At 70.2% G+C, this 23,158-nt stretch carries 16 protein-coding genes and 1 tRNA gene; 12 read left to right on the forward strand and 5 right to left on the reverse strand.

The genetic code is table 11. From position 1 onward, the window contains the following. Positions 1-177: 177 nt before the first annotated feature. A complete protein-coding gene (locus AWX74_RS35885) occupies positions 178-1,578 on the reverse strand; it encodes an aldehyde dehydrogenase family protein (RefSeq protein WP_091286008.1) in 1,401 nt (466 codons plus the stop codon). 250 nt (positions 1,579-1,828) lie between these two features. Between AWX74_RS35885 and AWX74_RS35890 the strand changes: the two genes are divergently transcribed. After that, entirely contained in the window at positions 1,829-2,689 is an 861-nt protein-coding gene (locus AWX74_RS35890; protein ID WP_091286010.1) for an SDR family oxidoreductase, read from the forward strand. A 318-nt stretch (positions 2,690-3,007) separates the two neighbouring features. Further along, positions 3,008-3,092 (forward strand) — tRNA-Leu (locus tag AWX74_RS35895). Here AWX74_RS35895 and AWX74_RS35900 read toward each other — a convergent pair. The 4 genes from AWX74_RS35900 to AWX74_RS35915 form a co-directional block, all read right to left on the reverse strand. Beyond that, a complete protein-coding gene (locus AWX74_RS35900; RefSeq protein ID WP_091286012.1) occupies positions 3,074-4,744 on the reverse strand; it encodes a recombinase family protein in 1,671 nt (556 codons plus the stop codon). The two genes, AWX74_RS35895 and AWX74_RS35900, sit on opposite strands and share 19 nt — an antisense overlap. A 304-nt stretch (positions 4,745-5,048) precedes the next feature. Further along, on the reverse strand, positions 5,049-5,786 hold the full coding sequence (locus AWX74_RS35905; RefSeq protein ID WP_091286017.1) for a recombinase family protein: 738 nt from the start codon (positions 5,784-5,786) through the stop codon (positions 5,049-5,051). A 74-nt stretch (positions 5,787-5,860) separates the two neighbouring features. Continuing rightward, positions 5,861-6,619 (reverse strand): SAM-dependent methyltransferase, encoded by a 759-nt coding sequence (locus tag AWX74_RS35910; RefSeq protein ID WP_226930812.1) that lies wholly within the window; start codon positions 6,617-6,619, stop codon positions 5,861-5,863. A gap of 38 nt (positions 6,620-6,657) precedes the next feature. Further along, the gene (locus tag AWX74_RS35915) at positions 6,658-7,377 is read right to left on the reverse strand and encodes a hypothetical protein (RefSeq protein WP_091286022.1); all 720 of its coding nucleotides are present in this window, start codon (positions 7,375-7,377) and stop codon (positions 6,658-6,660) included. 489 nt (positions 7,378-7,866) lie between these two features. Here AWX74_RS35915 and AWX74_RS35920 point away from each other — a divergent pair, with 489 nt between their 5' ends. From AWX74_RS35920 to AWX74_RS35965, 10 genes are all read left to right on the forward strand, one after another. Beyond that, positions 7,867-8,748 (forward strand): hypothetical protein, encoded by an 882-nt coding sequence (locus tag AWX74_RS35920; protein WP_091286024.1) that lies wholly within the window; start codon positions 7,867-7,869, stop codon positions 8,746-8,748. Then, the gene (locus tag AWX74_RS35925; RefSeq protein ID WP_091286027.1) at positions 8,745-9,164 is read left to right on the forward strand and encodes a pilin; all 420 of its coding nucleotides are present in this window, start codon (positions 8,745-8,747) and stop codon (positions 9,162-9,164) included. Before AWX74_RS35920 ends, AWX74_RS35925 begins: the two co-directional genes overlap by 4 nt. A gap of 51 nt (positions 9,165-9,215) precedes the next feature. After that, complete coding sequence (locus AWX74_RS35930; RefSeq protein WP_091286058.1) at positions 9,216-11,414, forward strand: hypothetical protein; 2,199 nt, start codon at positions 9,216-9,218, stop codon at positions 11,412-11,414. Next, positions 11,411-12,703, forward strand: coding sequence for a PrgI family protein (locus AWX74_RS35935; protein ID WP_091286029.1), 1,293 nt, complete (start codon positions 11,411-11,413; stop codon positions 12,701-12,703). Before AWX74_RS35930 ends, AWX74_RS35935 begins: the two co-directional genes overlap by 4 nt. Next, the gene (locus tag AWX74_RS35940) at positions 12,700-14,583 is read left to right on the forward strand and encodes a VirB4 family type IV secretion system protein (RefSeq protein ID WP_091286032.1); all 1,884 of its coding nucleotides are present in this window, start codon (positions 12,700-12,702) and stop codon (positions 14,581-14,583) included. Before AWX74_RS35935 ends, AWX74_RS35940 begins: the two co-directional genes overlap by 4 nt. Positions 14,584-14,620: 37 nt before the next feature. Next, positions 14,621-17,119, forward strand: a complete 2,499-nt coding sequence (locus AWX74_RS35945; protein WP_091286036.1) for a type IV secretory system conjugative DNA transfer family protein — start codon at positions 14,621-14,623, stop codon at positions 17,117-17,119. A gap of 35 nt (positions 17,120-17,154) precedes the next feature. Beyond that, positions 17,155-18,168, forward strand: a complete 1,014-nt coding sequence (locus AWX74_RS35950) for a replication-relaxation family protein (protein WP_091286039.1) — start codon at positions 17,155-17,157, stop codon at positions 18,166-18,168. A gap of 39 nt (positions 18,169-18,207) precedes the next feature. Continuing rightward, on the forward strand, positions 18,208-19,167 hold the full coding sequence (locus AWX74_RS35955; RefSeq protein WP_242666578.1) for a C40 family peptidase: 960 nt from the start codon (positions 18,208-18,210) through the stop codon (positions 19,165-19,167). A gap of 158 nt (positions 19,168-19,325) precedes the next feature. Next, the gene (locus tag AWX74_RS35960; protein WP_054571614.1) at positions 19,326-20,570 is read left to right on the forward strand and encodes a tyrosine-type recombinase/integrase; all 1,245 of its coding nucleotides are present in this window, start codon (positions 19,326-19,328) and stop codon (positions 20,568-20,570) included. Next, positions 20,567-23,077 carry a tyrosine-type recombinase/integrase gene (locus tag AWX74_RS35965; protein WP_200931263.1) on the forward strand — a complete coding sequence of 837 codons (2,511 nt, stop codon included), beginning with the start codon at positions 20,567-20,569 and terminating at the stop codon, positions 23,075-23,077. The genes AWX74_RS35960 and AWX74_RS35965 overlap by 4 nt, the downstream gene beginning before the upstream one ends. The last annotated feature ends 81 nt before the right edge of the window (positions 23,078-23,158 follow it).

A 23,158-nucleotide genomic window follows, 5' to 3' on the forward strand; every position in this document is an offset into this window, starting at 1 on the left:
CACCCACGCCCCCGAACGCACCACTGCGTTCTGGCTCGGATGTTAGTTTCCGGACGTCGAGCAGGTACCGGGGCAGCGGCGCACAGCACACGGCATACGGCACACCCGAAACGCCAGCGCACGCCCACACCGCGGCGGGCGTCTCGCGGAGCCGGCGGATCACGGGAGCCTACGCACTCACAGGAGCCTGCGCAGGAGGCGTCGCGCCCGCTGCGTGTACGGCGGGTAGACGAACCGGAGGTCCGGCCGGTTGCTCCGGGCGAGGACCGCCTCGCGGTGGCTGAGCGTCTGGAAGCCCCACTCACCGTGGTAGGCCCCCATCCCGCTGGCGCCGACCCCGCCGAACGGCAGCGACGGGACGAGACAGTGCACCGCGACATGGTTGATCACCGCGCCGCCGGCGGGGACCTGATCGACGACCCGCCGGGCCAGCGCCCGCGACCCGCTGAACACGTACACCGCGAGTGGCTTGTCGCCTCGGTTGACGTACCGCACCGCCTCCTCGACCGAGTCGACGCCGAGGACCGGCAGGATCGGGCCGAAGATCTCCTCCCGCATCAGCGGCTCGTCGGTCCCGGGATCGACGACGACCGTCGGTTCGATCGTCAGCGCCGCCTCGTCGACCGCGCCACCGCTGACGATGGTGCCCTTGGTGGACTGCAGATAGCCCGCCAGCCGGTCGAACTGACGTGCGTTGACGATGCGCAGCCCGCCGGCCGCACCCGCGCGGAACTCCGCGATCGTGGCTATGATCCGCTCGAGGAGCCGGTCCTTGACCTGCTCGTCGACAAGGATGTAATCCGGCGCGATACAGGTCTGCCCGGAGTTCATCAGCTTCACCCAGACGACCCGGCGCGCGACGACGTCCAGGTCGGCGTCCGGTGCCACGATCACCGGGCTCTTGCCGCCGAGCTCCAGGGTGACCGGGGTGAGGGTGCCCGCCGCCCCGGCCATGATCTTGCGGCCGATCTCCGTTCCGCCGGTGAACAGCGCATGGTCGAAGCCGGCCGCGAGCAGCCCCTGGGTAAGCTGCCCGTCGCCTTCCACGACCCTGACGGCGTCGGCGTCGAGGTATTCGGGGATAAGCCGGGCCAGCAGAGCGGACGTCGCCGGAGCCAGCTCTGACGGTTTGACGACGACACAGTTGCCCGCCGCGACCGCGGCGACCAGCGGCGCGAGGCACAGGTAGACGGGGTAGTTCCACGGCCCCACGACGAGCACGACGCCAAGCGGCTCGTACTGGACCCAGCCGGCCCCGGGCCACTGGTGCAGCGGAAGACGCTGGCGGCGCCGGCGCATCCACGACCGCAGGTGCCTGCGGGCGTACACGGCCTCGGCGCGGGACGACCCGATGTCGGCGAGCCAGGCCTCCATCTCGCTGCGGCCCAGATCCTGCTCGAGCGCGCCCGCGAGATCGCTCTCCCGCTCGTCGAGCAGCCGGATCACGGCATCGAGCTGGGCCAGCCGCCAGGCCACCGGCCTCGTGTGGCCGGTCGCGTGCAGGGCGCGCAGCGAGGTCACGAGCCCGGCGGGGTCCGGGGCCCCGGTGACGTCGTCGCCGAGGTGTCGGGTCGTCATGAAGCACTCCGGGACGAGGACGAGGAGGTCACGTGGTCGGGCGCCATGCCCTCGACGCCCATCATCCGGCACGGACGTCCAGATGCCTCCGGGTGCGGGCGCACAGGGTGTTGATCAACCATTCCACAAATCGGAATCCGGGACGCGGGTTCGTCCAACCTGAGGACAGGAGCTGACCTCAGCGGGCGCCACGCTGGGTCTCGACCCCACCGAGGCGCGCCGAGGCGCACATCCACAGGAGACACAGCCCATGACCATCCTCGTCACCGGTGCCACCGGCGCCGTCGGCAGCCACCTTGTCAACGCCCTGCTCGATCAGGGCGAGACCGTGCGCGCACTCAGCCGCGATCCCGGGAAGGTGTCGCTGCCCGCCGCCGTCGAGGCCGTCGCAGGTGATCTCGGCGACGCCTCCACCCTCGGCGACCTGGTGTTCGGCGGGGTGCGGCAGGCCTTCGTGTTCCCCGCCGAAAGCGGAGTGGAGGCGTTCATGACCGCGGCGATCGCCGCCGGCGTGGAACGTTTCGTCGTGCTCTCCTCACTCGCCGCGGCGAAAGAGCATGCCCGCGACGAGGGCTCGGCGAGCCAGCTCCACCACACGGCGATCGAGGCGGCCGTGACCTCGCGCACCGATGCCTGGACGATCCTGCGCCCAGGCACCTTCGCCAACAACCTGCTCGCCTGGGCGTGGCCGACCAGGAACGGCTGGCCGATCCGCGCACCGTACCTGCGGTCCACCCAGGCGCCGATCCACGAGGCGGACATCGCGGACGCGGCCGCGGCGGCACTGCTGCGCGACGCCCTGATCGGCCGGGCGATCCCGCTCACCGGCCCACAGTCGCTGACCCGCGCCGAGCAGATCGCCGCCATCGGCGCGGGCATCGGCCACGAGCTGCGGTCCGTCGAGATCACCCCCGAGGAGTTCCGCGCCGACGTCGGCGAGTTCATCCCGGAGCCGATCGTCGCGATGCTGCTCGCCTACTGGCATGACACCCTCACCGAACCGGACCGCGTGCGGCCGGGCGTCACCGAGCTGACCGGCCGACCCGGCCGCACGCTCGTACAGTGGGCACACGATCACCGCACCGATTTCGCCTCCGTCACGGAGCGGTGACGTCCTCCGCCGCACATCTTCGGCCAAAGGCAACGGCGACGGCGGGTGCGGTCGTGGTTCCGCGTTGCTCGACGACGAGCGACGCCGGCGGACCCGCCCACGTCCGCCACGTCGTCACCGAGCTCGTCGTCGCCGAGGTCAACGTTCACACGAGCTGCGTCCGGGACGCCCCAGGAGCACATCAACGCGCGATGTCAAGGCCCCGACGCGATCTCTGGATCGGCGCTTGATCCTCTGGTGGCCGGGCGTAGCGTCAGACGCCCCCGCGAGCGTGTAGAGTCATCCTCGGTTCGGGCGAGCAGCCCAGAACCACCACTCGTCCGGGTGGCGGAATGGCAGACGCGCTAGCTTGAGGTGCTAGTGCCCTTTAACGGGCGTGGGGGTTCAAGTCCCCCCTCGGACACGTTCCATTACCCCACGGTAACTTGTGTCGATCTTCATGTCGGCCCTTACCGTGGAGGTCGTGGGGTGGTAGGTCAGGCGTAGCTGGAGTGAGCGGTACAGATCCGCCTTCTCTGCCGGCTCCGCTTCCGCCAAGGCGCTGGCGATGTCGCCCAGCGACTCCACGATCTCACTGATCTCCTCGCGTGTCAGCTTCCCTGTGTCGTTCTTGTTTGCCTCACGCAGCTCCCGCTCGGCGGCGGTCTTCTCGGCCTGTGCCTGGGCGATCCATCCGGTCACGACCACCGGGTCGGCCCCCGCGTCCAGGGCGGCCCGGTACCTCGTGAGTTTGGCGTTGACTTCCTCGATCGTCTGGCGGGCGCGCTGGACGGCCCGATCGTCCTCGGAGGGACCCTCCTGCGCGGCCACCATGGCGTCCAGGGTCTCGGCCAGCCGGGGTGGCCTGAGCGTGTCCGCGAGCCACCTGTCGAGCGCGGGGACGAGGACGTCCTCGCGGACGTAGACGTTCGCCTGATGCGCGATCGTGTTGGCCAGGGCGTATTCCTGTGGGTAGCGGCACCGGTAGTAGGCCTCCCCGCGGACAGTGTGGCCCTGCATCTTGCGATCGCAGACACCGCAGTGAACCGCGCCGCGCAGGGCGTACGGCTGGCGTGTCCGCGGGGTCTTCTGGTCACCTGCTCCTCTCCCCCGGCCGGCGAGAAGCTGCTGCGCCTGGGTGAACGTCTCGATGTCGATGATCTCCGGGTGGACCGCCTCCTCCGACCAGATCCACGTCTCCGCGGAGTTCCACCGCAGCTTGGTGGTGTGGCCGAGGCTGACATCCTCGACGTCGAGGAGCACCTCGTCCTTACGCTGGCGGTTCCAGACCTGCCGCCCGGTGTAGCGGGGGTTCGTCAGGATCGCCCGGACGGCCCCCTTCGACCACGCCTTCCCGCTGCGATGGCTGTTACGGGCAGGATCATGGGCGGACGGACTGGGGATGCCGTCCCTCGTCAGTCCTTCCGCGATCGCGAAGATGCCGCGGCTGCGGAGGAACTCGACGAAGATCCGAACGACGACGGGTACGGCCACCTCGTCCAGTGCGAGGCCGTGGAGCTGCCGGCCGTCAGCGGCCTTGGACGGGTTCGGATGCGGGCCCAGATCGATCAGCCGATAGCCGTACGGGGGTCTGCCGCCGAGGAAGCGGCCTTCCACCTTGGCCTGGGCGGCCATCGCCGCGCGCACCCGCACCTTTACCCGGTTGCGTTCCCCTTTGGACATCCCACCGAACACCGACATGATGAGGTCGTGGGCCTCGTTGTCGGGATCGATCGGCCCACCGACCTCGGGTACCCACAGGGGTACCTGGTAGTGACTGAACAGTGGGAAGACAAGGCCGAACTGGTTACCGTAGAAGGCGCGCTGCGGCTCACCGATGACCACCGCCTCGAATCCGCGGCGAGGATCTTTAAGGTCCTGGAGGAGTTTGTTGGCCATGGGGCGCCGCTGCCAGGGAAGGGCGCGGGACTGGCCGGCGTCGAAGTATTCCGCGACGATCTCACCGCCATGTGGCTCGATCAGCGCCTTGGCCCGGTTCATCTGCCACGCCCGCGAGGACTCGGGATCCTGGTTGTCCTCCGTGGAGCATCGACCCTCGAACGCGAACCTGATCATCAGCGGATTCCTCTCTCTAGCTATTCCCTCGCCGTCGAGGTTCTGTCGTTATTTTTCGGCGGACCATCCCCGGTGGCGTGCCGCCGATGAATGATTCGGATCACCCGCAGCAGGGACAGTGCGATTTGCGGCGTCATCTGCGGCGGACTGGGTGGCATGACGACGTGAACCTTGGTTTCACATTCTCCGCTTCGTTCGCCCGTCATCGTACGCATATTTCTTTGGCGTCTACGGAAGCCGCTGCGCGAACAGGGTACTTCCAGGCGATAACTGGGTGCGGGAATCGCTCGGACGTGTTCACCGATCACTTCCCGCGCCCATCCGGCGTCTCAGGGCCGAAAGAATTTTCGTCGCTACCCAGGTCGCGTCCAGGAGGGATGGGAAATTCCCAGGGCGGCAGGTGCGGGCTGATGATCGCGGCCTCGGGGGTGGTGAGGAGTTGGGCGCGGAGGAAGGTGCGGCCGTCGATGATCGGCTGGTGGGCGTGCGGGCAGACGATCCACTGGTCGGGTGGGACGGGCTGGCCGGCGTGGGTGCGGCCCCAGACGGTGGCGCCGGTGTAGACCGGGTTGGCCAGGACGCGGGCGACGTTGGTGGAGGTCAGTTGCCAGGGCCGCCTGGTGGCGGGGCTCACCAGCGGGACGAGACGGTCGTTGTGGACGGCGCGGAGGCGGGTGGCGATGGCGCGGGGGCTGAGTTCGTCCTCGACACGCCACTGGTAGATCGTCCCGATGATGTAGGCGGGCCCGGGGGCGATGACGAGGCGGATGCCCTGGCGGACCCGCCCGTCGGTGCCGAGCTCGGTGATGCGGCGGGGGCGATAGCCGAGGGGGACGGGACCGAGGTGGAAACCGGCGCGGACCAGGTCGATCTGGGCGACGCGGGCGCGTTCGGTGGTCCAGGCGTGATGGTCCGCGAGCAGGAGTGCCCGCCGCGCGGCACGGGCGGTGCGGCGGTGGGTCAGGCGCCACCACCAGCTGGGCTGGCCGGCCGACGTAGGCGGGGCAGGCGGCAGCGCGGGAATGGGCAGCAGATCGGACATGCGGGGCTCCAGCCAGAGCGAGAGCCGCCCGCGGCGGCGTGAACACACCCCGCCCCGGCCAGCGGAGGGGTGGTCTAGGCGGCCGAGTGGGGCGAGGCGTCGAGGGCGGCGCGCGCCGGCGATGGGTCCGGCGGTCGCGGATCGTGCGCTCGCTGACCGTCGAGGCGGAAGACGATCACGTCCTGGTGGACCGGATAGGCCCGTGCTCTCAGCGGCGGTCGGTCGGTGCCGAGATCCCGTGTGTAGGGGACGGCGGTGAGCGCGACGACCCGCTGCACAGGTCGCCAGCCGGTGTCCCGGCCGGCGACGGCGACCTGACTGGCCAGATCCATCCCGCCGCCGACGTGGTACGCGGCGATGACGACGAGGTGCCCGCCGGGCCGAAGCAGACCCTTGTACGTGGCCAGCTGTTCGCGTAGCCGGTCCCCGGCCGGACCCGCCGGGTCGGCGGGGTCGGGTGGTCCGATCGCGGTCAGGACCAGGTCGACCGGTCCGAGTCCGGTCCAGGACTCGGGGTTGGGCAGCCGGTCGAGGATCATGCCGTCGCCGCGAGCGCCGCGGTCCTTCGCCCGGGTGAGCGCGGCGCGGGCGGCCTCCCACCGGCCGGGGTCGGTAGTGATGCCGACGGCGTGACGGCGGGCGTGCACGGCCTCGGTCACGACGGCTCCCGGCTCGCAGTCCGGGTCACAGATGGTGTCTCCGGGCCGGCTGTAGACCGCGATCGCGTAGGCGGCTACCGCCGGGGAAATCGGCGCACCCCCGGGTGGCAGAGGCGGTCCGCTGGCCTGGCCGGTGGCGATGCTGTGTCGACCGGTGGACCAGACCGTCGCCAACTGGCCGTCGTGGCGCCCTGTCTGTGGGGCCGTACCGGTCATCGGGGCACGCCCGACGTCGGCGACACAGCGGTGTACGCGGCGAAGAGCAGGAGATCGGTGTGCACCCGGCGGGCCACGCTTGCCCGTGGCAGAGGTCCGGGCGGCTGGTCGAGGTCGTCGAGGGAGACCTCCAACACGATGAACCGGTCGAGCAGCGCGAGCCCGTGGCCGCCGGCGGCGGCGGTCAGCTCGGCGGTGGGGTCGATCAGCCAGCCGTCAACGCTTTCGCTGCGGGTGATCACTGCCAGTATCCCGTCGGGGGTGAGCAAGCGGGCCCAGGGAACACCGCGCACCCAGCCGGTCCGCGCCGGGTCCACGACCGTGATGACCAGCGGCCTGCGGTCGGTGTCCGGACCCTCGTCGGTGGAGTCGGGTCCGCGTCCGGACCCGGACGGTGGCACCGCTCGGACGGCGGGCACGGTCCGGACCTGGACACGGCGGCCGAGTCGGGCCACGGCCCAGCCCGCATCAGCGTGCCGGTCCGCCGGTGTCTCGCGGCGGCCTCCAGCGGGCGCGTCCGGGCCGGGCGGGATCAGGAGCAGGACCGGGTCGCCGGGCCGGGTGTGGGTGGTGACGAGCTGTTCGACGGCGGCCTGAAGCCAGCCGACAGGCGGCCGGGTGGGACTGTCGGGCGGGCACGTCCAGACGGTCGCCAGCCGTCCTGCGGGGATGACAGGGCGGCCGTCGCGGTCGGGGTCGGGGTCGGATACAGGCATCGAGAGAGGTTCCTTTCACGGCGAGCGTGTTTTCGCGGCCGTAAAGAGAGACCGTCTCCTGGGCATATCTCGGACGCCAGCCCGGCGACTTTTTCCAAGATTTTTCCTGCTGGGAAGCGCCTAGTCCGACCGGACCATTGATCGCTGGCAGATCGCTGGGCAGCACCCCGAAAGGCCGTCGGAATCTTCTTCAAGATTTTTTTTCTGGCGCCGCCGTCCGTCGGCCACAAAGCCCGGAGGCGGTGCCCAGCGATCTTCGTGATATGCACATCACAGCAGGTCACGGCCCTGCTGTGCGGGCTCACGTTCCCGCTGGCGCCGCCCCGACCTTGGGGCTGGCAGGAGCATAAAATCAAGATCGCTGTGCGCCTTCTGGGCGCTAGCGATCTTTTCTGTGCATCTACCGGAAGATCGTTCTGGCTTTTCTCTGGGCATGACATGGGTTCCTTGGTGCTGTCCGAATTTCCGTGACAGCGAAGGACGGCGGTAATGCCCGAAGGAATGTCATTCTTTCCCTCCCGACCGGCCGGCCGTGGCGTATCCGCGCTGCCGCTGGTGACCTTGCGGGACTGCTTCGGCCTCCTGGTGGCCGGGCCGGCACCGTTGGCGCTGGACGGGTCGGTGGTGGCGGGTCTGCCGGCTCGGATGGTGGCGTTGGACGAGCTGCGTGACCTGCTGCTGGCCGGCTCCTGCCCGCAGGCCGTCCGTGACACCGCGTGGGCGGTGGTGATCCGCCGTTCGCGGCGTGACGGTGGCGCGTGGACGGTCGGCGCGGCCGGGATGGCGCTGCCCGCTCTGCACGCGGTCTGCGCCCGACTCGACGGGCACAGCGACCTCGACGCCGCCGATGTGCAGGCCGAGGTGCTCACCGGTTTCCTCGAAGCGGTGGCCACGGTGCGCCTGGACCTGCCGCGGATCGCGGTGCGGCTACGCTGGGCGGCGTACCGCGCCGGGCTGGCGCTGACCGTTCAGCAGCGGGAGGCCCCGCGTCCTGATTCGGACCTGTTCCAAACCGTCGCCGCGGCCGAGGTGGTCGAGTCCGGTTCGGGACCGGCCGGTCCCGAGCGGGTCCTCGCGGACGCGGTCGCCGCCGGGGTCCTCACCGGTACCGAAGCCGACCTGATCGCCTCGACCCGCCTGGAGGACCTCCCGGTCAGTGCCTGGGCAGCCCGCCACGCGACCGCGCCCCGCCAGGCGTCCCGGCTGCGCGAGCGGGCCGAACGGCGTCTCGTCGACCACCTCGCCGCCCCGGCGGCCCCCGGCCGGGCCCCGCATCCGCCGGCCGGCGAGCCTCCGCCCCGGCCCTATCGACCGGCCGGTGCCGCCGGTTCCCTCGCGCCGGCCCGTGCGGTCGCGGGGGTGCTGGCATGAGCCCGACCCCACCAGAAAACATCCGCGTCCCGCGTCCGGCCCGGCGGGTCGGATGGCGTCGGGTGGTCCTGCTCGTCGCTGTCGTGGGCGTGTTCGTCCTGGCCGGCGCCGTGGCGGCGTTCGCGGTGTCACCGTCACCGTCGGTGTCTCCAGGAGTACCACTGGTGCCGGCGGTGCCGGTGGCACCCGATCTGGACACGGTCCTGACCAACGTCCGCAACTGGATCATGGGGATTCTGGCGCTGCTGGCGACGACGTTCCTGAGCGTCGGGGGCGTGCGCTACCTGATCTCCAACGGGGAGCCGAGCGAGGTCGGTAAGGCCAAGGACGCGTTCCGCAACGCTGGCTGGGGTTACGGGCTGACCGCGCTCGCACCGGTCGTCGTCGGGGTCCTCAAGCAGATCGTCGGGGGCTAGGCCGTGATCGCCGCCTCCTGCCGCCGCGTCCAGTCCTCCGGTACCCCGGGCATGCCGCCTGCCCAGACGCGCCGCCAACTGGGCTTCTCTCGGCTGCGTGACTGCGGATGGGGCCGAGGGGCGCTGCTGGTCGGGACGGCGGCGTTCGCCCTGCTGCTGGTGGTCGTGCTGCCCGCGGTTGCCTCCGCGGCCCCCGCGCCTCCGGTCCCCGCGACCGCGCCGTCCACCGACACGCCCACCCCCGCCGGTCCGACCCCGAACGCGCAGCCTGGGCCGTCCCCGGTTCCACCGGGCCGGGAAGCGCCGTCCACACCGGCTCCCTCGGGTGGAGGTGTCACGGCCGCGCCCGACACTCCGGACACCCCGCCCGACGACACCGTCACCGACAGCGGTGTCGGCGGTCCCGCCGAGCCGTGCCCGGCCGACGACCCGGACTGCTCCACCGCCCCGGAGGTCCCGCCGCCACCGACGCCGACACCGCAGACGACCCCGGCGGCGCCGGAAACCAGCGGTGACGGCGGCGGCGGGATCGTCGGGTGGATCACTGACGCGATCAACGGCGCGATTACCGCGTTTTTCCGCGCGCTGGTGACTGCCGCGTTGAATCCGTTGCTGGATCTGCTGGGCCGCACGTTGTTGACGACGCCGGAGCCGTCGGAGCTTCCCGCGATCGGGGAACTGTGGTCGACGTCGTGGGCGATCAGCGTTACCGCCTACGGAACGTTGATCATGTTTGGTGGGATCACGGTCATGGCGCTGGGGACGGTCCAGTCCCGTATCTCGATCAAAGAAGTCCTGCCGCGGATCCCGATCGGTTTCCTCGCCGCCGGGCTGTCGCAGTTCCTCGCGACGAAAGCCATCCAGATCGCGAACGTGCTACCGGGCGCGATCCTGAGCGACGGTCTGGACCCGGACGCCGCCGCCGAGCAGCTGAAGACCATCATCCTGGCGGCGATCGTGCCGACACCCGGCGGTGTCGGTAAGAGCATTTTCGTCATCTTCCTCGGCCTGTTCCTCGCCGGATCGGTCGTGGCGCTGCTGTGTACCTATATCGCCCGGGTCGTCATCGAGGTGGCACTCATCGGCGCGGCACCGCTGGCGTTGGCGGGGCACGGCCATCCGCTGACCGAGAAGATGGCGTTCTGGTGGTGGCGGGCGTTCTTCGGCTGCCTGGGTATCCAGATCGCCCAGACGTTCGTCCTGATCGCCTCCTTCAAGGTGTTCTTCACCCCGGGCGGGTTCACCATGTTCGGCCCGACGCCGGACGGGGTCGTGAACCTGCTCGCCGCGATCACCCTGATCTATTTTCTGTTCAAGATTCCGTTCTGGTTGATGCCGAGGATCGGCCACGGTGGTAGCGGCATTCTTGGTCGGGTCGTGCGCGCCTACGTCATGGGCCGGGCGCTGGGCATGCTCGGTGGCCGTTTTGGACGCGGCGGCGCCGGGCGGGCGGGCGGGCGGACTGGCCGAGGCCGCGGCGGACGTGGAAGCGGTGGCCGCGGAGGTGGTGGCCGTGGGCGGCCCCGGCGCGGTGGTCCGGGCGGGGGGCGAGGGGGCGGATCGCCGAGCCCCTACCAACATGTCGGGGCCACCGCTACCGGGCAGTTGATGCTCCCGCTGACCCAGGTGCCTCGGGTTCGCCGCCCGGGAACGGCACGGGGTGTGCCCCGCCCGGCCCGCCCGGCCCGGCCGGCGGGTCCGGTGGGCCGGGCCCGGCCGCGGCACCGCCAGCTGACCATCCCGTTCGGTCAGGCCGTCGCCCCGGGCGGGCGGTATCTGCCCCACGGCGGCGGTGCATGGGCTGCCCGGGACGGTCAGCTGCTGCTGCCGTTCGAGGTCGACCAGCCCCGCTCTCCGACCGCGGCCCCACAGCCCATGCGGCGTCCGGCCTCGGCGCGCGCTGGTGCGGGCCGGTCTGGTCCCGGCCGGCCGGCCTCGTCTCGGCCTGCGCCGTCTCGGCCAGCACCGCCGCGGGCACTGCAGCCGGAGCTCCCGTTCGACCCCTACCGGGGCATCCGCCCGGACCGCACCGGCCAGTACGCCCTCCCGCTGGAGGGCCTGCACCGCACCCCACGCCCCGCCCGGCCGGCCCCTGCTCCGCCGACGTCGCGTCCGAGTTCGCCGCCGCGGCCGGTCCCGCCGCGGCCGGTCCCGCCGCGGCCGGTTCCGCCGCGCTACCGGCAGCAGATGTTGCCGCACATGCCCCGCCGCCCCCGCCCACCCCGGAACGGAAGTGATCAGCCGCGATGACCCATCCGGTAGTGATTCCCGCCGACGTTGATCGTGAGGACCGGATCGTGGCGAACCTGACCGCCCGCCAGGTCCTGATCCTCACCCTCACCGGCATCGTGCTCTACCTGGCCTGGGCCGGAACCCGGGCCCTGCTGCCGCTGCCGGTGTTCGTCCTGCTCGCGGTGCCGGTCGCCGTGGGCGCCGGTGTCCTTGTCCTGGGCCAGCGTGACGGGCTGTCGCTGGATCGGCTGCTGTTCGCCGCTGTCCGCCAGCGGACCAGCCCGCGGCATCGGATCAACGCCCCCGAAGGGATGATCCCGCCACCGTCGTGGCTGGCCGCCCGCGCCACCGGCGGCCCCGATGAACGGAGATCGGCCGCCGGCGGGCAGAGCGCGGCACCGCTGCGGCTGCCGGCCCGCACCGTCACCGGCCAGGCCGGGGTCGGGGTGATCGACCTCGGTGTGGACGGGCTGGCCGTGGTCGCCGTCGCCTCCACGATCAACTTCGCGCTGCGCACACCGGATGAGCAGGACGGGCTGGTCGCCGTGTTCGCCCGCTGGTTGCACAGTCTGACCGCGCCGGTGCAGATCCTGGTGCGGGCCATGCCCGCGGACCTGTCCGGCCAGATCCATCTGCTCGACGATGCCGCCGAGCAGATGCCCCATCCGGCGCTCGCGCGCGCCGCCCGCGAACACGCCACCTACCTGGCGCAGCTCGCCGACGAGATGCAGCTCCTCACCCGCCAGGTGCTGCTGGTCCTGCGTGAACCGCTCGCCGCCGCCGGACCGGTCGATGGGCTCGGCGGCGCCTCCCCGCTGGCCGCGCTGTCCGGCCGGCGGGCGGCGGCCCGCGACGCCCGCCACGTCGGGGCCGCTGCCCGCCGGGCCGCGCACATCCGGCTCGCCCGCCGCCTCGCCGAGGCCACCGACCTGCTCGCCCCCGCCGGGATCGTTGTCACTCCGCTGGACGCGGGCACGGCGACGAGCGTGCTGGCCGCCGCCTGCAACCCCGCCGGCCTGGTACCCCCGGCGGCGCTCGCCGCCCCCGACGAGGTCATCACCGCCGACGTCCCCGAGCCTGCCGGCGGCTACCCGGCCTACCAACCGGACATTGACGACGGCTTCCTGGATGACGCCGGGTTCGACGACCCGGGCCCGGTGGCTGACCCCGGCTACGACGACCCGTTCGACGACGCCGACGACTCCGACTTCTGGGACCCACCGGCACCGCGCCCGCCCGCCGGGCGATCCGACGACAGCTCCCGACGGCCCGCACGACCCACAACCCGGAGAGGACACCGCCGATGAGCAGACGAACCCGACGCCAGGCCCAGGCTCTCGTTCCGTCGCCAGCGGCGGTGGATGCAGCCGCGGCGGCGTTCATCCCGGACGCGCTGTCCATCGCGCCCCGCCACCTGGACGTGGGCGGGGACTTCCTGGCCACGATGGCGATCACCGGCTATCCCCGCGAGGTCCACGCCGGCTGGCTCGCCCCGCTCCTGACCTACCCCGGCCGGGTCGACGTCGCCGTGCATGTCGAACCGATCGACCCGGTCACCTCGGCGAACCGGCTCCGCCGACAGTTGTCCAAACTCGAATCGGGCCGGCAGCTCGGTGACGAGCACGGCCGGCTGATCGACCCGCAGGTCGAGGCCGCGACCGAGGACGCCTACGACCTGTCCGCCCGCGTCGCCCGCGGCGAAGGCAAACTCTTCAGACTCGGCCTGTACCTGACCGTCCACGCGGCCAGCGAAGCCGAGCTGGCCGACGAGGTCGCCGCCGTCCGCGCACTGGCCGCCAGCCTGCTGCTCGACGCCAAACCGGTCAGCTACCGCTCCCTCCAAGGCTGGGTCAGCACCCTGCCCCTCGGGCTGGACCAGGTGCGGATGCGGCGCACCTTCGACACCGCAGCCCTGTCCGCGGCGTTCCCGTTCACCAGCCCGGATCTGCCGCCCACCGACCCGACGTCGCTGGCCCCGACCGGCGTGTTCTACGGGCTGAACGTCGCCAGTAACGGACTGGTCTACTGGGACCGGTTCGGCGACGTCGACAACCACAACGCGGTCCTCCTCGGCCGCTCCGGCGCCGGCAAGAGCTATCTGGTCAAACTCGAACTCCTGCGCTCGCTGTACCGGGGCATCGAGATCCACGTACTCGACCCCGAGGACGAGTACGCCCGCCTCGCCACCGCGGTCGGCGGCAGCTACCTGCACCTCGGCGGCGACGGGGTACGCATCAACCCGTTCGACCTCCCGATCCAGACCACCCCCGACGGCCGGCGGACCACACCCCGCGACGCGCTGGTGCGCCGCAGCCTGTTCCTGCACACCGTCATCTCGGTGCTGGTCGGCCAGCTGACGGCGACCGAACGCGCAGCCCTCGACACGGCGATCACCGCCACCTACCAGGCGGCGGGAATCAACTCCGACCCGCGCAGCTGGGGCCGACCGGCGCCGCTGCTGGCGGATCTCGCCACCACGCTCGCCCGCTCCGACGACCCGGCAGCGGTGGCACTCGGTGCCCGCCTGCACCCCTACACGGCGGGGGCGTTCTCGGGCCTGTTCGACGGGCCGACCACCGGCAGCGGCGACGGCCACCTGGTCGTCTACTCGCTGCGCGACCTGGCCGACGAACTCAAGCCGATCGGGACGCTGCTTGTGCTCGACGCCGTGTGGCGGCGGGTGTCCAACCCCGCCGACCGCCGGCCCCGCCTCGTCGTGGTCGACGAAGCCTGGCTGCTGATGCGCCAGCCCGCCGGCGCGGACTTCCTGTTCCGCATGGCCAAGTCCTCCCGCAAACACTGGGCGGGGCTCACCGTCGCCACCCAGGACACCGCCGACGTGCTGGCCACCGATCTCGGCCGGGCGATCGTCACCAACGCCGCCACCCAGATCCTGCTCCGCCAGGCGCCCCAGGTGGCCGACGAGATCACCGCCGTGTTCGACCTGTCCGAGGGCGAGCGGCAGTTCCTGCTCTCCGCCGACCGCGGTCAAGGACTCCTCGCGGCCGGGGTACAGCGAGTCGCTTTCCAAGCCTTGGCCTCGGACGTCGAGCACCGCCTGGTCACCACAAACCCGGCCGAACTCGCCGCCGAAACCGACGACCCGGGCGACGACAGCTTCCTCAATCTTGCCGTACCGGCTGATCCGGGCGACGACGACGGCCAGATCTACCTCGACCCCGCCTGACCGCCACCCCGTCTGTAGCCGCACGGAGATCGTGACCATGGACCTGTTCGCCGCGGCAGCCACCACGCCGTCTTCACCGATCGCCACCTCCCCGGCCGACCCCTGGAGTTTCCTCCACGAGCTGGTGGACCATCTGCGGGCATCGGCGCCGGTCTGGGCACCGATCGCTGTCCCGCTGCTCACTCTCACCGTCGTCGGCCTGCTCACCCTGCGACGGCGGCTGCGCCGCCGCTACCAGCAACGCCTCACCACCGGCGCCCGCCTCGTCACCGTCCTCGCCCCACCCACCGTCGACCCGGCCGGCGCGAACGCGCTGTGGGCGAACCTGCTCGGCCTACTCCGCCCCGGCTGGCGACGCCTGATCGGCCAGCCACACCTGGTGTGGGAATACCAGTTCACCGCCGACGGCATCCGCATCCAGATCTGGGTCCCCGGCGTCGTCCCCGACGGCTTCGTCGAACGCGCCGTCGAAGCGGCCTGGCCCGGCGCCCACACCCGCACCATCCCCGCCCGCGCGCCACTGCCCGTACGCGCCCGGCCCGGCCGGCGGATCCTCGCCGCCGGCGGAGAACTCTGCCTCGCCCGCCCCGAAGCACTGCCCATCCGCACAGACCACGACGCAGACCCGATCCGCGCCCTGCTCGGTGCACCCGGCAACCTCGCCCGCAACCAACGCGCGACGGTGCAGATCCTGGCCCGGCCGGTCACCGGCCGCCGCGTCGCCCGATCCCGCCAGGCCGCCCGCAGGCTGCGCACCGGCGGCTCCGCACACCTAGTCGGCGGGCTGCTGGACCTGCTCACCCCCCACACCAGCCGCACCCGGCAACGCCGCCGGACAGCCACCACCACGGTGAAGACCGACCCGCAGACGTCACTGGCGCAGTCCGCGGAAGACCGCGCCATCGTCACCAAGCAACGGGGCGCGCCGTACGAGGTCCGTGTCCGCTACGCCATCGCCGCGATACTCGACGAACAGACCGACGAGACCACCACCGCCCAGGTGACCAGCCAGCTACGCGGCAGGGCGCACGCGATCGCGTCGGCGTTCGCGGCCTACGGCGAACACAACTACTACCGCCGCGTCCGGCTACGCCACCCGCTGCCCGTCCTCGCCAGTCGGCAGTTCGGCCACGGCGACCTGCTCTCGGTCGCCGAACTCGGCGCACTGGCGCACCTGCCCGTGGACGAGGCAACTCCCGGCCTGCAACGCGCCGGCGCGAAAGCCGTCGCCCCACCGCCCGGCGTCTCCGGTCCGGGCCCAAACGTCCGCCCCATCGGGCGGACCGACGCCGGGCACACGCGGCCCGTCGGTCTGCGGGTCCCCGACGCCCGCCACCACCTGCATGTCCTCGGGGCGACCGGCGCAGGAAAGTCCGAACTCCTCGCCCGCATGACCCTGGACGACGTCGCCGCCCACCGAGGGGTGGTCAACGTCGACCCGAAAGGCGACCAGATCATCGACATCCTCGCCCGCTACCCCCTGGACGCCCTCGACCGTCTCGTCCTGTTCGACGCCGAATCGAATGCGCGACCACCCTGTCTGAACCCGCTCGACCAGCCTGACCGGCAACGGGCCGTCGACAACCTGGTCAGCATCTTCAGCCGCGTGTACGCCGACTCGTGGGGGCCCCGCACCGAGGACATCTTCCGCGCCGGCCTGCTCACCCTCGCCGCCCAGCCAGGCGTCCCCGTCCTCACCGACCTCCCGAAACTGCTCACCGACGCCGCCTATCGGCACCGGGCGCTCGGTGAGATCAACGATGACATCCTGGCCGGCTTCTGGACCTGGTACGAAGCCCTCTCCGAGGCCGCCCGCGGCCACGTCGTCGCCCCGCTGATGAACAAACTCCGCGGCTTCCTGCTGAGGCCGTTCGTGCGGGCCGCGATCGCCGCCGGCCCCTCCACCGTCGACATGGACGCCGTGCTCAACGACGGCGGGGTCTGCCTGGTCCGCATCGCCCAGGACGCCCTCGGCGTCGAGACCGCCGCGCTGATGGGCTCGATCGTTGTGTCCGCGGTCTGGCAGGCCACCACCCGCCGGGCCCGCCTACCTCAAGGGAAAAGGCCAGACGCCAGCCTTTACTTGGACGAGGCGCACAATTTTCTCACTCTGCCGTACGCGTTGGAGGACATGCTCGCCGCCGCCCGTGGCTACCGGCTCGGAATCACGCTAGCGCATCAGAACCTCGTCCAGCTGCCTCGGCATCTGGAAGAGAGCATCGGCGCGAACGCCCGCTCGAAAATCTATTTCACGGTGAGCCCTGCGGACGCCAAAAGGCTCGCCCGGCACACCGAGCCCCGGCTCGCCGAGCACGACCTGGCCAACCTCGGCGTGTTCCACGCCGCCGCCCGCCTCGTCGTCGGCGGGGAGGAAGCCCCCGCCTTCACGGTCGTCACGGAGAAGCTGCCGCCACCGGTGCCGGGCCGAGCTGTCCAGATCCGCCGGGCCCTGCGCCGCCGCGCCGCCGCGCCCGCCACCCCGGCGCCCACCGGTCCGAGGCCGCAGCCCACCGCCGACCCACGCCGCGTCCCCTGACCACACGCCCCTCCACCGCCTTTGAAGGACTCCCGATGGCCAAGCCGCTGCCGCAGCGCGCCCTCCGGGCCCCGATGCGTCCCGCCGCCCGCGTCGTCGCCGACGCCGAACACCTCACCAACCTCACCCCCCACCTCAGCCCGCGCGACCGGTGGATCGCCCGTCTCCTCTACGAACACCGGGTCCTGACCACCCACCAGCTCGTCCAAGCCGGCTGGCCTACCCGGCGCACCGCGAACGAGAGGTTGCTCCAGCTCTACCGCTGGCGTGTCATCGACCGCTTCCAGCCGCTGAGCCCCGTGGGCGAAGGCATGCCGCCCGCGCACTACGTCTGTGACGTCGCCGGGGCTGCGATCCTCGCCGCCGAAGACGGCGTCGACCTGGCCTCGACCGGTTACCGCCACGAGCGGGCCCTCGGGGTCGCCTACTGGCCCCAACTCGCCCACCGTCTTGCTGTCAACGGCTTCTTCACTCATCTCATCGCCCATGCCCGCAGGCCCGACCCTGCCGGCACGCTCACCGCCTGGTGGTCCGAAACCCGCACCCGGGCCGCATTCGGCGACATCGTCCGCCCCGACGCCTACGGCCGCTGGACCAGCCGCGGCACCGACCTCGAATGGTTCCTCGAACTCGACTGGGCCACCGAACCCTACGGCCGTCTCGCCGCGAAGATCGACAAATATGGGCGGCTCGCCACCGCGACCGGCATCACCACCCCGGTCCTGTTCTGGTTCCCCACCGCCGGGCGGGAGACCCGCGCCCGCCGCGCTCTGGCCGACGCCGTCGCCGGGCTGGACCAGCCGCACACCGTCCCGGTCGCGACCACCGCCGCCACGCTCGCCCTGCCCGACGACCAGCTCGACCCAGCCCCCGCCCGCTGGCTGCCCCTCACCTCCAGCGGCGCCGGCCGGCTCACCCTCGACCAGCTGCCCCGGGCTTGGCCCCGGCTGCCCGCACCCGCGCCGGTGTCCGACCGGCCGGACGTCATCCCCGCTGGATCGGGGCTGCGCCCGCCGGCGCCGATGCCGCCCGAGAAGTACCGGGGGTGAGCGGCCACGACCAGATACCTCGCCGGAGCGGTGGCCGCCGTGGTGCTGCTCATCGTGATGATGGGAGCCGCCGCCGGGGCGGCGCAACGCGTCCTGTGCCTGCCGGTCGTCGGCTGGTTCCTCGGCTGCAACAGTGGTGGCAGCCCCAGCCAGACCGCACTCGACGACATCCCCGCCGACTACCTGAACCTCTACCTGCGGGCAGCCCCGACCTGCCCCGGCCTGTCCTGGACGACCCTCGCCGCCATCGGCAAAGTTGAATCCGATCATGGTCGCAGTCGGCTGCCGGGCGTGGCCAGCGGCACCAACAGTGCCGGGGCCGGCGGGACCATGCAATTCCTCGCGACGACGTTCGCCGAGGTCGTCGCCCGCCACCCGCTACCGGCGGGCGGCGCAAACCCGCCGTCGCTCTACAACGCCCAGGACGCTGTCTACGCTGCGGCGTTCTACCTGTGCGACAATCACGTCGCAGCCGATCTGACCGGTGCCCTGTGGGCCTATAACCATTCAGACGCCTATGTCGCGCAGGTCGTCACCCAGGCCACCGAGTACAGCTCAACCGGCGGCGATTTCGGAGCCGACACCGCACCGTCCGACGCCGGCTACGCCGCCGTCATCTACGCCCAGGGCCAGCTCGGCATCCCCTACCTGTGGGGTGGAGACGGACCCCAGTTGACTGAACTACCAGATGGCCGGGTCAAGGTCACCGGCGGTTTTGACTGCTCGGGTCTGACTCGTGCTGCCTATGCGGCAGCCGGGGTCAACTTGCCCCGAACCGCCCAGCAACAGTACGAAGCGGGACCGCTGGTTCCCGCAAGCTCGGTCCTGCAGCCGGGGGACCTGCTGTTCTTCGGGACCGGGCCTGGTGATGTCACGCACGTCGGGATTGCAATCTCGTCAACTCAAATGATTAATGCTCCTCATCGGGGTGCCGTCGTCCGCATCGACTCGATCTGGCGCAATCTTGTAGGGGTAACACGGCCTGCGGATCGGGGATGAAGGTGACCACGGTGTGGCTGGATAGGAATAGTGATTTTCGCTGTGTGTCCGTCCACCGTCGTAACCGAAGGGCATGGCGACAATCAGACCACTGGATCGCGTGGAGGTTCCGGCGTGGTGAGCGCCCGTTCTCTGCGTCTGTCCGCTGGAGTAGGGCGATGATCGATACTGAGAATGAGTCGCGAGACTTGGCCGCGCTGGTAGTGCCTTGTGTCGGATGCCTGCGAGACACGGGCGAGCTGTTCGAGCCGTACCGTCTGCTGGACGGAACTGGGCGTGTTGTGGAGCCGGTCACGGTCTATTTGAAGGATCTGCAGGCAGCAGGCCGGTCGGCGGCAACGCAACGCTCCTATGGGCTGGACCTTCTTCGCTGGTTCCGTTTCCTGTGGGCGGTTGATGTGTCCTGGGATGCGGCGGGCAGAGTCGAAGCGCGTGACTTCTCCAGCTGGCTGAGAACTATCGACAAGCCGGCGCGGAGCCAGCGAACGAGGAAAGTATCGGGGGCGGGGCGCCCGAACCCAGTCACGGGAAGGCCGGCCCCGGGGGTGAAGTATGCGGCCCGTACAGTCGCGCATAGCGAAACCGTCCTGCGCGCCTTCTATGATTGCCACCGGCGCTGGGGTAGTGGGCCTGTCATAAATCCGTTTCCGCTGGTCCGGCAGCGGGAGGACCAGGGACGGCCCCATGCACACCATAATCCGCTGGAGCCGTTTCGCAACACGAGGGTCGGCTTGTATCGTCCGGGCATCCCGAAGCGGGTACCTCGCGCGATCCCGGACGAGCGCTTCAACGAGTTGTTCGCGGCGTTGCTGAGCCACCGCGACCGTGCACTGGTTGCGTTTTACGTGTCAACCGGTGCTCGCGCGTCCGAGCTGTTGGGGGCTACCCAGGTTGATGCTGACCCAGGCCAGCAATTGATCAGCGTTGTGAGGAAAGGTTCCCGGACAATCCAGCGGCTGCCGGCGTCTCCGGATGCCTTCGTATGGCTTCGTCTGTATCAGCAGGAGGTTCATGATCTGGCGCCGTCCGGACCGGACTGCCCCCTCTGGTGGACATTGCGGCGGCCGGCTCGCCCCTTGACTTATCATGCCGCCAGGGCGGCCCTCAACCGGGCGCAGGCCATGTTGGGGAGTAACTGGACCTTGCATGATTTTCGTCATACGGCCGCCTACCGTATGGCACGGGATCCCCAGGTGGCATTGACCGACGTGCAATGGGTCCTCGGGCACGCCAGCCTGACGACGACGCAGATCTACACGACACCGTTCGAAGACGAGGTCCTCGCCGGAATGCGCGCTCACCATGCCCGCCAGGCCGCGGGCCTTGTCGCGCCACCGCCTCCGCCGGCCGTGGGATACCGGCCTGACAGCCTGCAGGTCCTTTTCCCCGGGAGAACGCCGTGACCGAGGTCTTGGATCGGCCGGATCCATCCATCGGGTCACATTCCATTGTCAGGAAACCCGGGACGATGCGCGGCACCGCTGGCGCTGCCGCGCGTCTGCGGATACAGTTCCCGCCGCGGGCAGTTCCGGGGTCGTGGCCGGAAACCTTCCTTGGCAGTCGTGACATCGTTGAGCTCCTTGTTCCCCCGCCCTACGGGTCTGACAAGCAGGCCGTGCAATGGAAACGACGCAGCGGCATCACCGGCGTCCTGCGGTGGCTGCAGGGCCATTCAGGCGCTACCTGGCAGCAGCGATGGCTCGCCACAGGAGTGCAGGAGATCGACGGGAAGCACTGGCGGGAAATAGCCGTGCAATGGCTGCGGGGAGTCGGCGACGACACCAACGAGCCCTGTCTCTCGACTGGCCTGCTCGCCTTGATCTGCGGGGATGTGATCCGGCCCGGGGTGCGGTGGATGATGACCCGTCATTCCCCGCGTTTCCAAGCGGCCATGGAACGTTCCCGTGACCCCGACGGTTTCGCCCGGCTGCGGGCCTGCGCGCGGGAGAACCCTGCCGCGGCGCCGCTGATGGTCCGTCTCGCTCTCTACCGCACCGCCACGATCATGGCTTGCAAAGGCGGACTCATCGCCGATATCGTCCCCGGCGATTGCGTGGAGTTGCTGGACGTCCAAAGCTCGGTGCAGGCCAAAGGTGGAACCTGCAAGACCTATTTTTACCAGCTCCTGCACGACGCCGGGATCTTCTCTCCCGATGCGCCACCCACGATACGGGCCTTCCGCGGCGCAACCGGACAGCTCACCGTCGAGGCGCTCGTGGATCGGTTCGCTCTACGCTGCCGGCCGGTGCGGAATCTCCTCGTCGAGTATCTGCGTTACCGGCAGCCAGCAGTGGACTACGTCAGCTTGAAGGAACTCGCGGAAAAGCTCGCGGGCCTGTTCTGGGGAGACCTGGAGCGCCACCATCCCGGAATCTACTCCCTCCACCTTCCCGACGAGGTCGCCACGGCTTGGAAGCAACGCATCCAAGTGAGAACTACGAAGGCGGCCGACACTGACGGGGGTTTCGTCGACGTGGAGACCCCGCGGGCGAACGCCAAGAGCTGCATGTTCGCAGTCCGTGCCTTCTATCTTGACATTGCGCAGTGGGCGTTGGAAGACCCAGCCCGTTGGGGCCCTTGGGCCGCGCCCTGCCCCGTCACGCCTGCCGACGTCAATCGGTGGAAAGAGCGGATGCGCCGCAAGGCGCGGATGGACCAGCGCACCCGCGAGCGCCTGCCGCACCTGCCCGCCCTTGTCCGCATTGTCGAGAAGCGTCGCCATGACACCGCGGAGCGTCTCGCCGTCGCTCGCCGCACCGACCCCGGTGAGACCTTCACCATCGCGGACCGCACATTTCTACGGCCACTCATGCCGACCGCTGGCGGCACGAAGGTCTGGGCCGACGACCAGAACAGCGGCGTTCGCCACGACCTGACCTTTGAAGAACACGAAGCGTTCTGGGCATGGGCAACGGTGGAAATCCTGCGACACACCGGAATCCGGGCAGAGGAACTCCTCGAACTCACCCACCACAGCTTCATCCAATACCAGCTTCCCGCCACCGGCGAGCTGGTTCCCCTCCTACAGATAGCGCCGTCAAAAACTGACACCGAACGCCTTCTGCTGATCAGCCCGGAACTCGCCGACGTCCTCAGCGCCGTGGTCTGCCGCGTCCGCGACGCCACTGGAACCGTGCCTCTCGTCCCCTCCTACGACATCCACGAATGCGTCTGGCTTCCGCCGATGCCTCTGCTGTTCCAACGACGCTGGGGCGCCGAAAACCGAGCGATACCACGCCGGTCCATCGAGAAGGCGCTCAGCAACGCCCTCGCACACTCCGGACTGACTGGACCGGACCAAAAGCCCCTCGACTTCACCCCGCACGACTTCCGCCGCATCTTCGTCACCGACGCTGTCATGAGCGGACTCCCACCCCACATCGCCCAGGCCATCTGCGGGCACCGCGACATCAACACCACGATGGGCTACAAGGCGACCTACCCCGAGGAAACGATCGAAGCGCACCGCGCATGGATCTCCCGACGCCGTTCCGTGCGCCCCAGCGAAGAATACCGGACACCGACGGAACAAGAATGGGAAGACTTCTTCGGCCACTTTCAACGGCGCAAAGTATCCCTCGGCACCTGCGGGCGCGCCTACAACACTCCGTGCATCCATGAACATGCCTGCATTCGATGCCCGATGCTGCGGCCTGACCCGGCCCAGCGGCCACGACTCGTCGAGGTTCATGACAACCTGCAAGCACGCATCAGCGAAGCCGAACAGCAAGGATGGCTCGGCGAAATCGAGGGCCTCACCATCAGCCTCGCCGCCGCCGAAGCAAAACTCACCGATCTCGACCGCCTCACCAACCGGCAGACCACCGTCCACCTCGGCATGCCCAGTGTCCATCACCTCGTCGCACGCACCATCACCACCAATGCGCCCGAGAACCGGTCACCCGAGTAGGGCCATCCTCTCACACCCGTCCAGCCAACGACTCAACCGAGACAAATATGATCTGTCCGACTTGCGCAAGTTCAGAGAACC

Origin of the sequence: Parafrankia irregularis, from assembly GCF_001536285.1 — a bacterium.
Classification (GTDB): Bacteria; Actinomycetota; Actinomycetes; order Frankiales; family Frankiaceae; genus Parafrankia; species Parafrankia irregularis.

Bases quoted from the DNA above. Each gene is read 5' to 3' on its own strand.
- AWX74_RS35930 (WP_091286058.1), top strand. From the start codon at position 9,216: ATGCCGCCTGCCCAGACGCGCCGCCAACTGGGCTTCTCTCGGCTGCGT.
- AWX74_RS35885 (WP_091286008.1), bottom strand. From the start codon at position 1,578: ATGACGACCCGACACCTCGGCGACGACGTCACCGGGGCCCCGGACCCC.
- AWX74_RS35900 (WP_091286012.1), bottom strand. From the start codon at position 4,744: ATGATCAGGTTCGCGTTCGAGGGTCGATGCTCCACGGAGGACAACCAG.
- AWX74_RS35945 (WP_091286036.1), top strand. From the start codon at position 14,621: ATGGACCTGTTCGCCGCGGCAGCCACCACGCCGTCTTCACCGATCGCC.
- AWX74_RS35920 (WP_091286024.1), top strand. From the start codon at position 7,867: ATGCCCGAAGGAATGTCATTCTTTCCCTCCCGACCGGCCGGCCGTGGC.
- AWX74_RS35890 (WP_091286010.1), top strand. From the start codon at position 1,829: ATGACCATCCTCGTCACCGGTGCCACCGGCGCCGTCGGCAGCCACCTT.
- AWX74_RS35925 (WP_091286027.1), top strand. From the start codon at position 8,745: ATGAGCCCGACCCCACCAGAAAACATCCGCGTCCCGCGTCCGGCCCGG.
- AWX74_RS35960 (WP_054571614.1), top strand. From the start codon at position 19,326: ATGATCGATACTGAGAATGAGTCGCGAGACTTGGCCGCGCTGGTAGTG.
- AWX74_RS35940 (WP_091286032.1), top strand. From the start codon at position 12,700: ATGAGCAGACGAACCCGACGCCAGGCCCAGGCTCTCGTTCCGTCGCCA.
- AWX74_RS35905 (WP_091286017.1), bottom strand. From the start codon at position 5,786: ATGTCCGATCTGCTGCCCATTCCCGCGCTGCCGCCTGCCCCGCCTACG.
- AWX74_RS35950 (WP_091286039.1), top strand. From the start codon at position 17,155: ATGGCCAAGCCGCTGCCGCAGCGCGCCCTCCGGGCCCCGATGCGTCCC.
- AWX74_RS35915 (WP_091286022.1), bottom strand. From the start codon at position 7,377: ATGCCTGTATCCGACCCCGACCCCGACCGCGACGGCCGCCCTGTCATC.
- AWX74_RS35935 (WP_091286029.1), top strand. From the start codon at position 11,411: ATGACCCATCCGGTAGTGATTCCCGCCGACGTTGATCGTGAGGACCGG.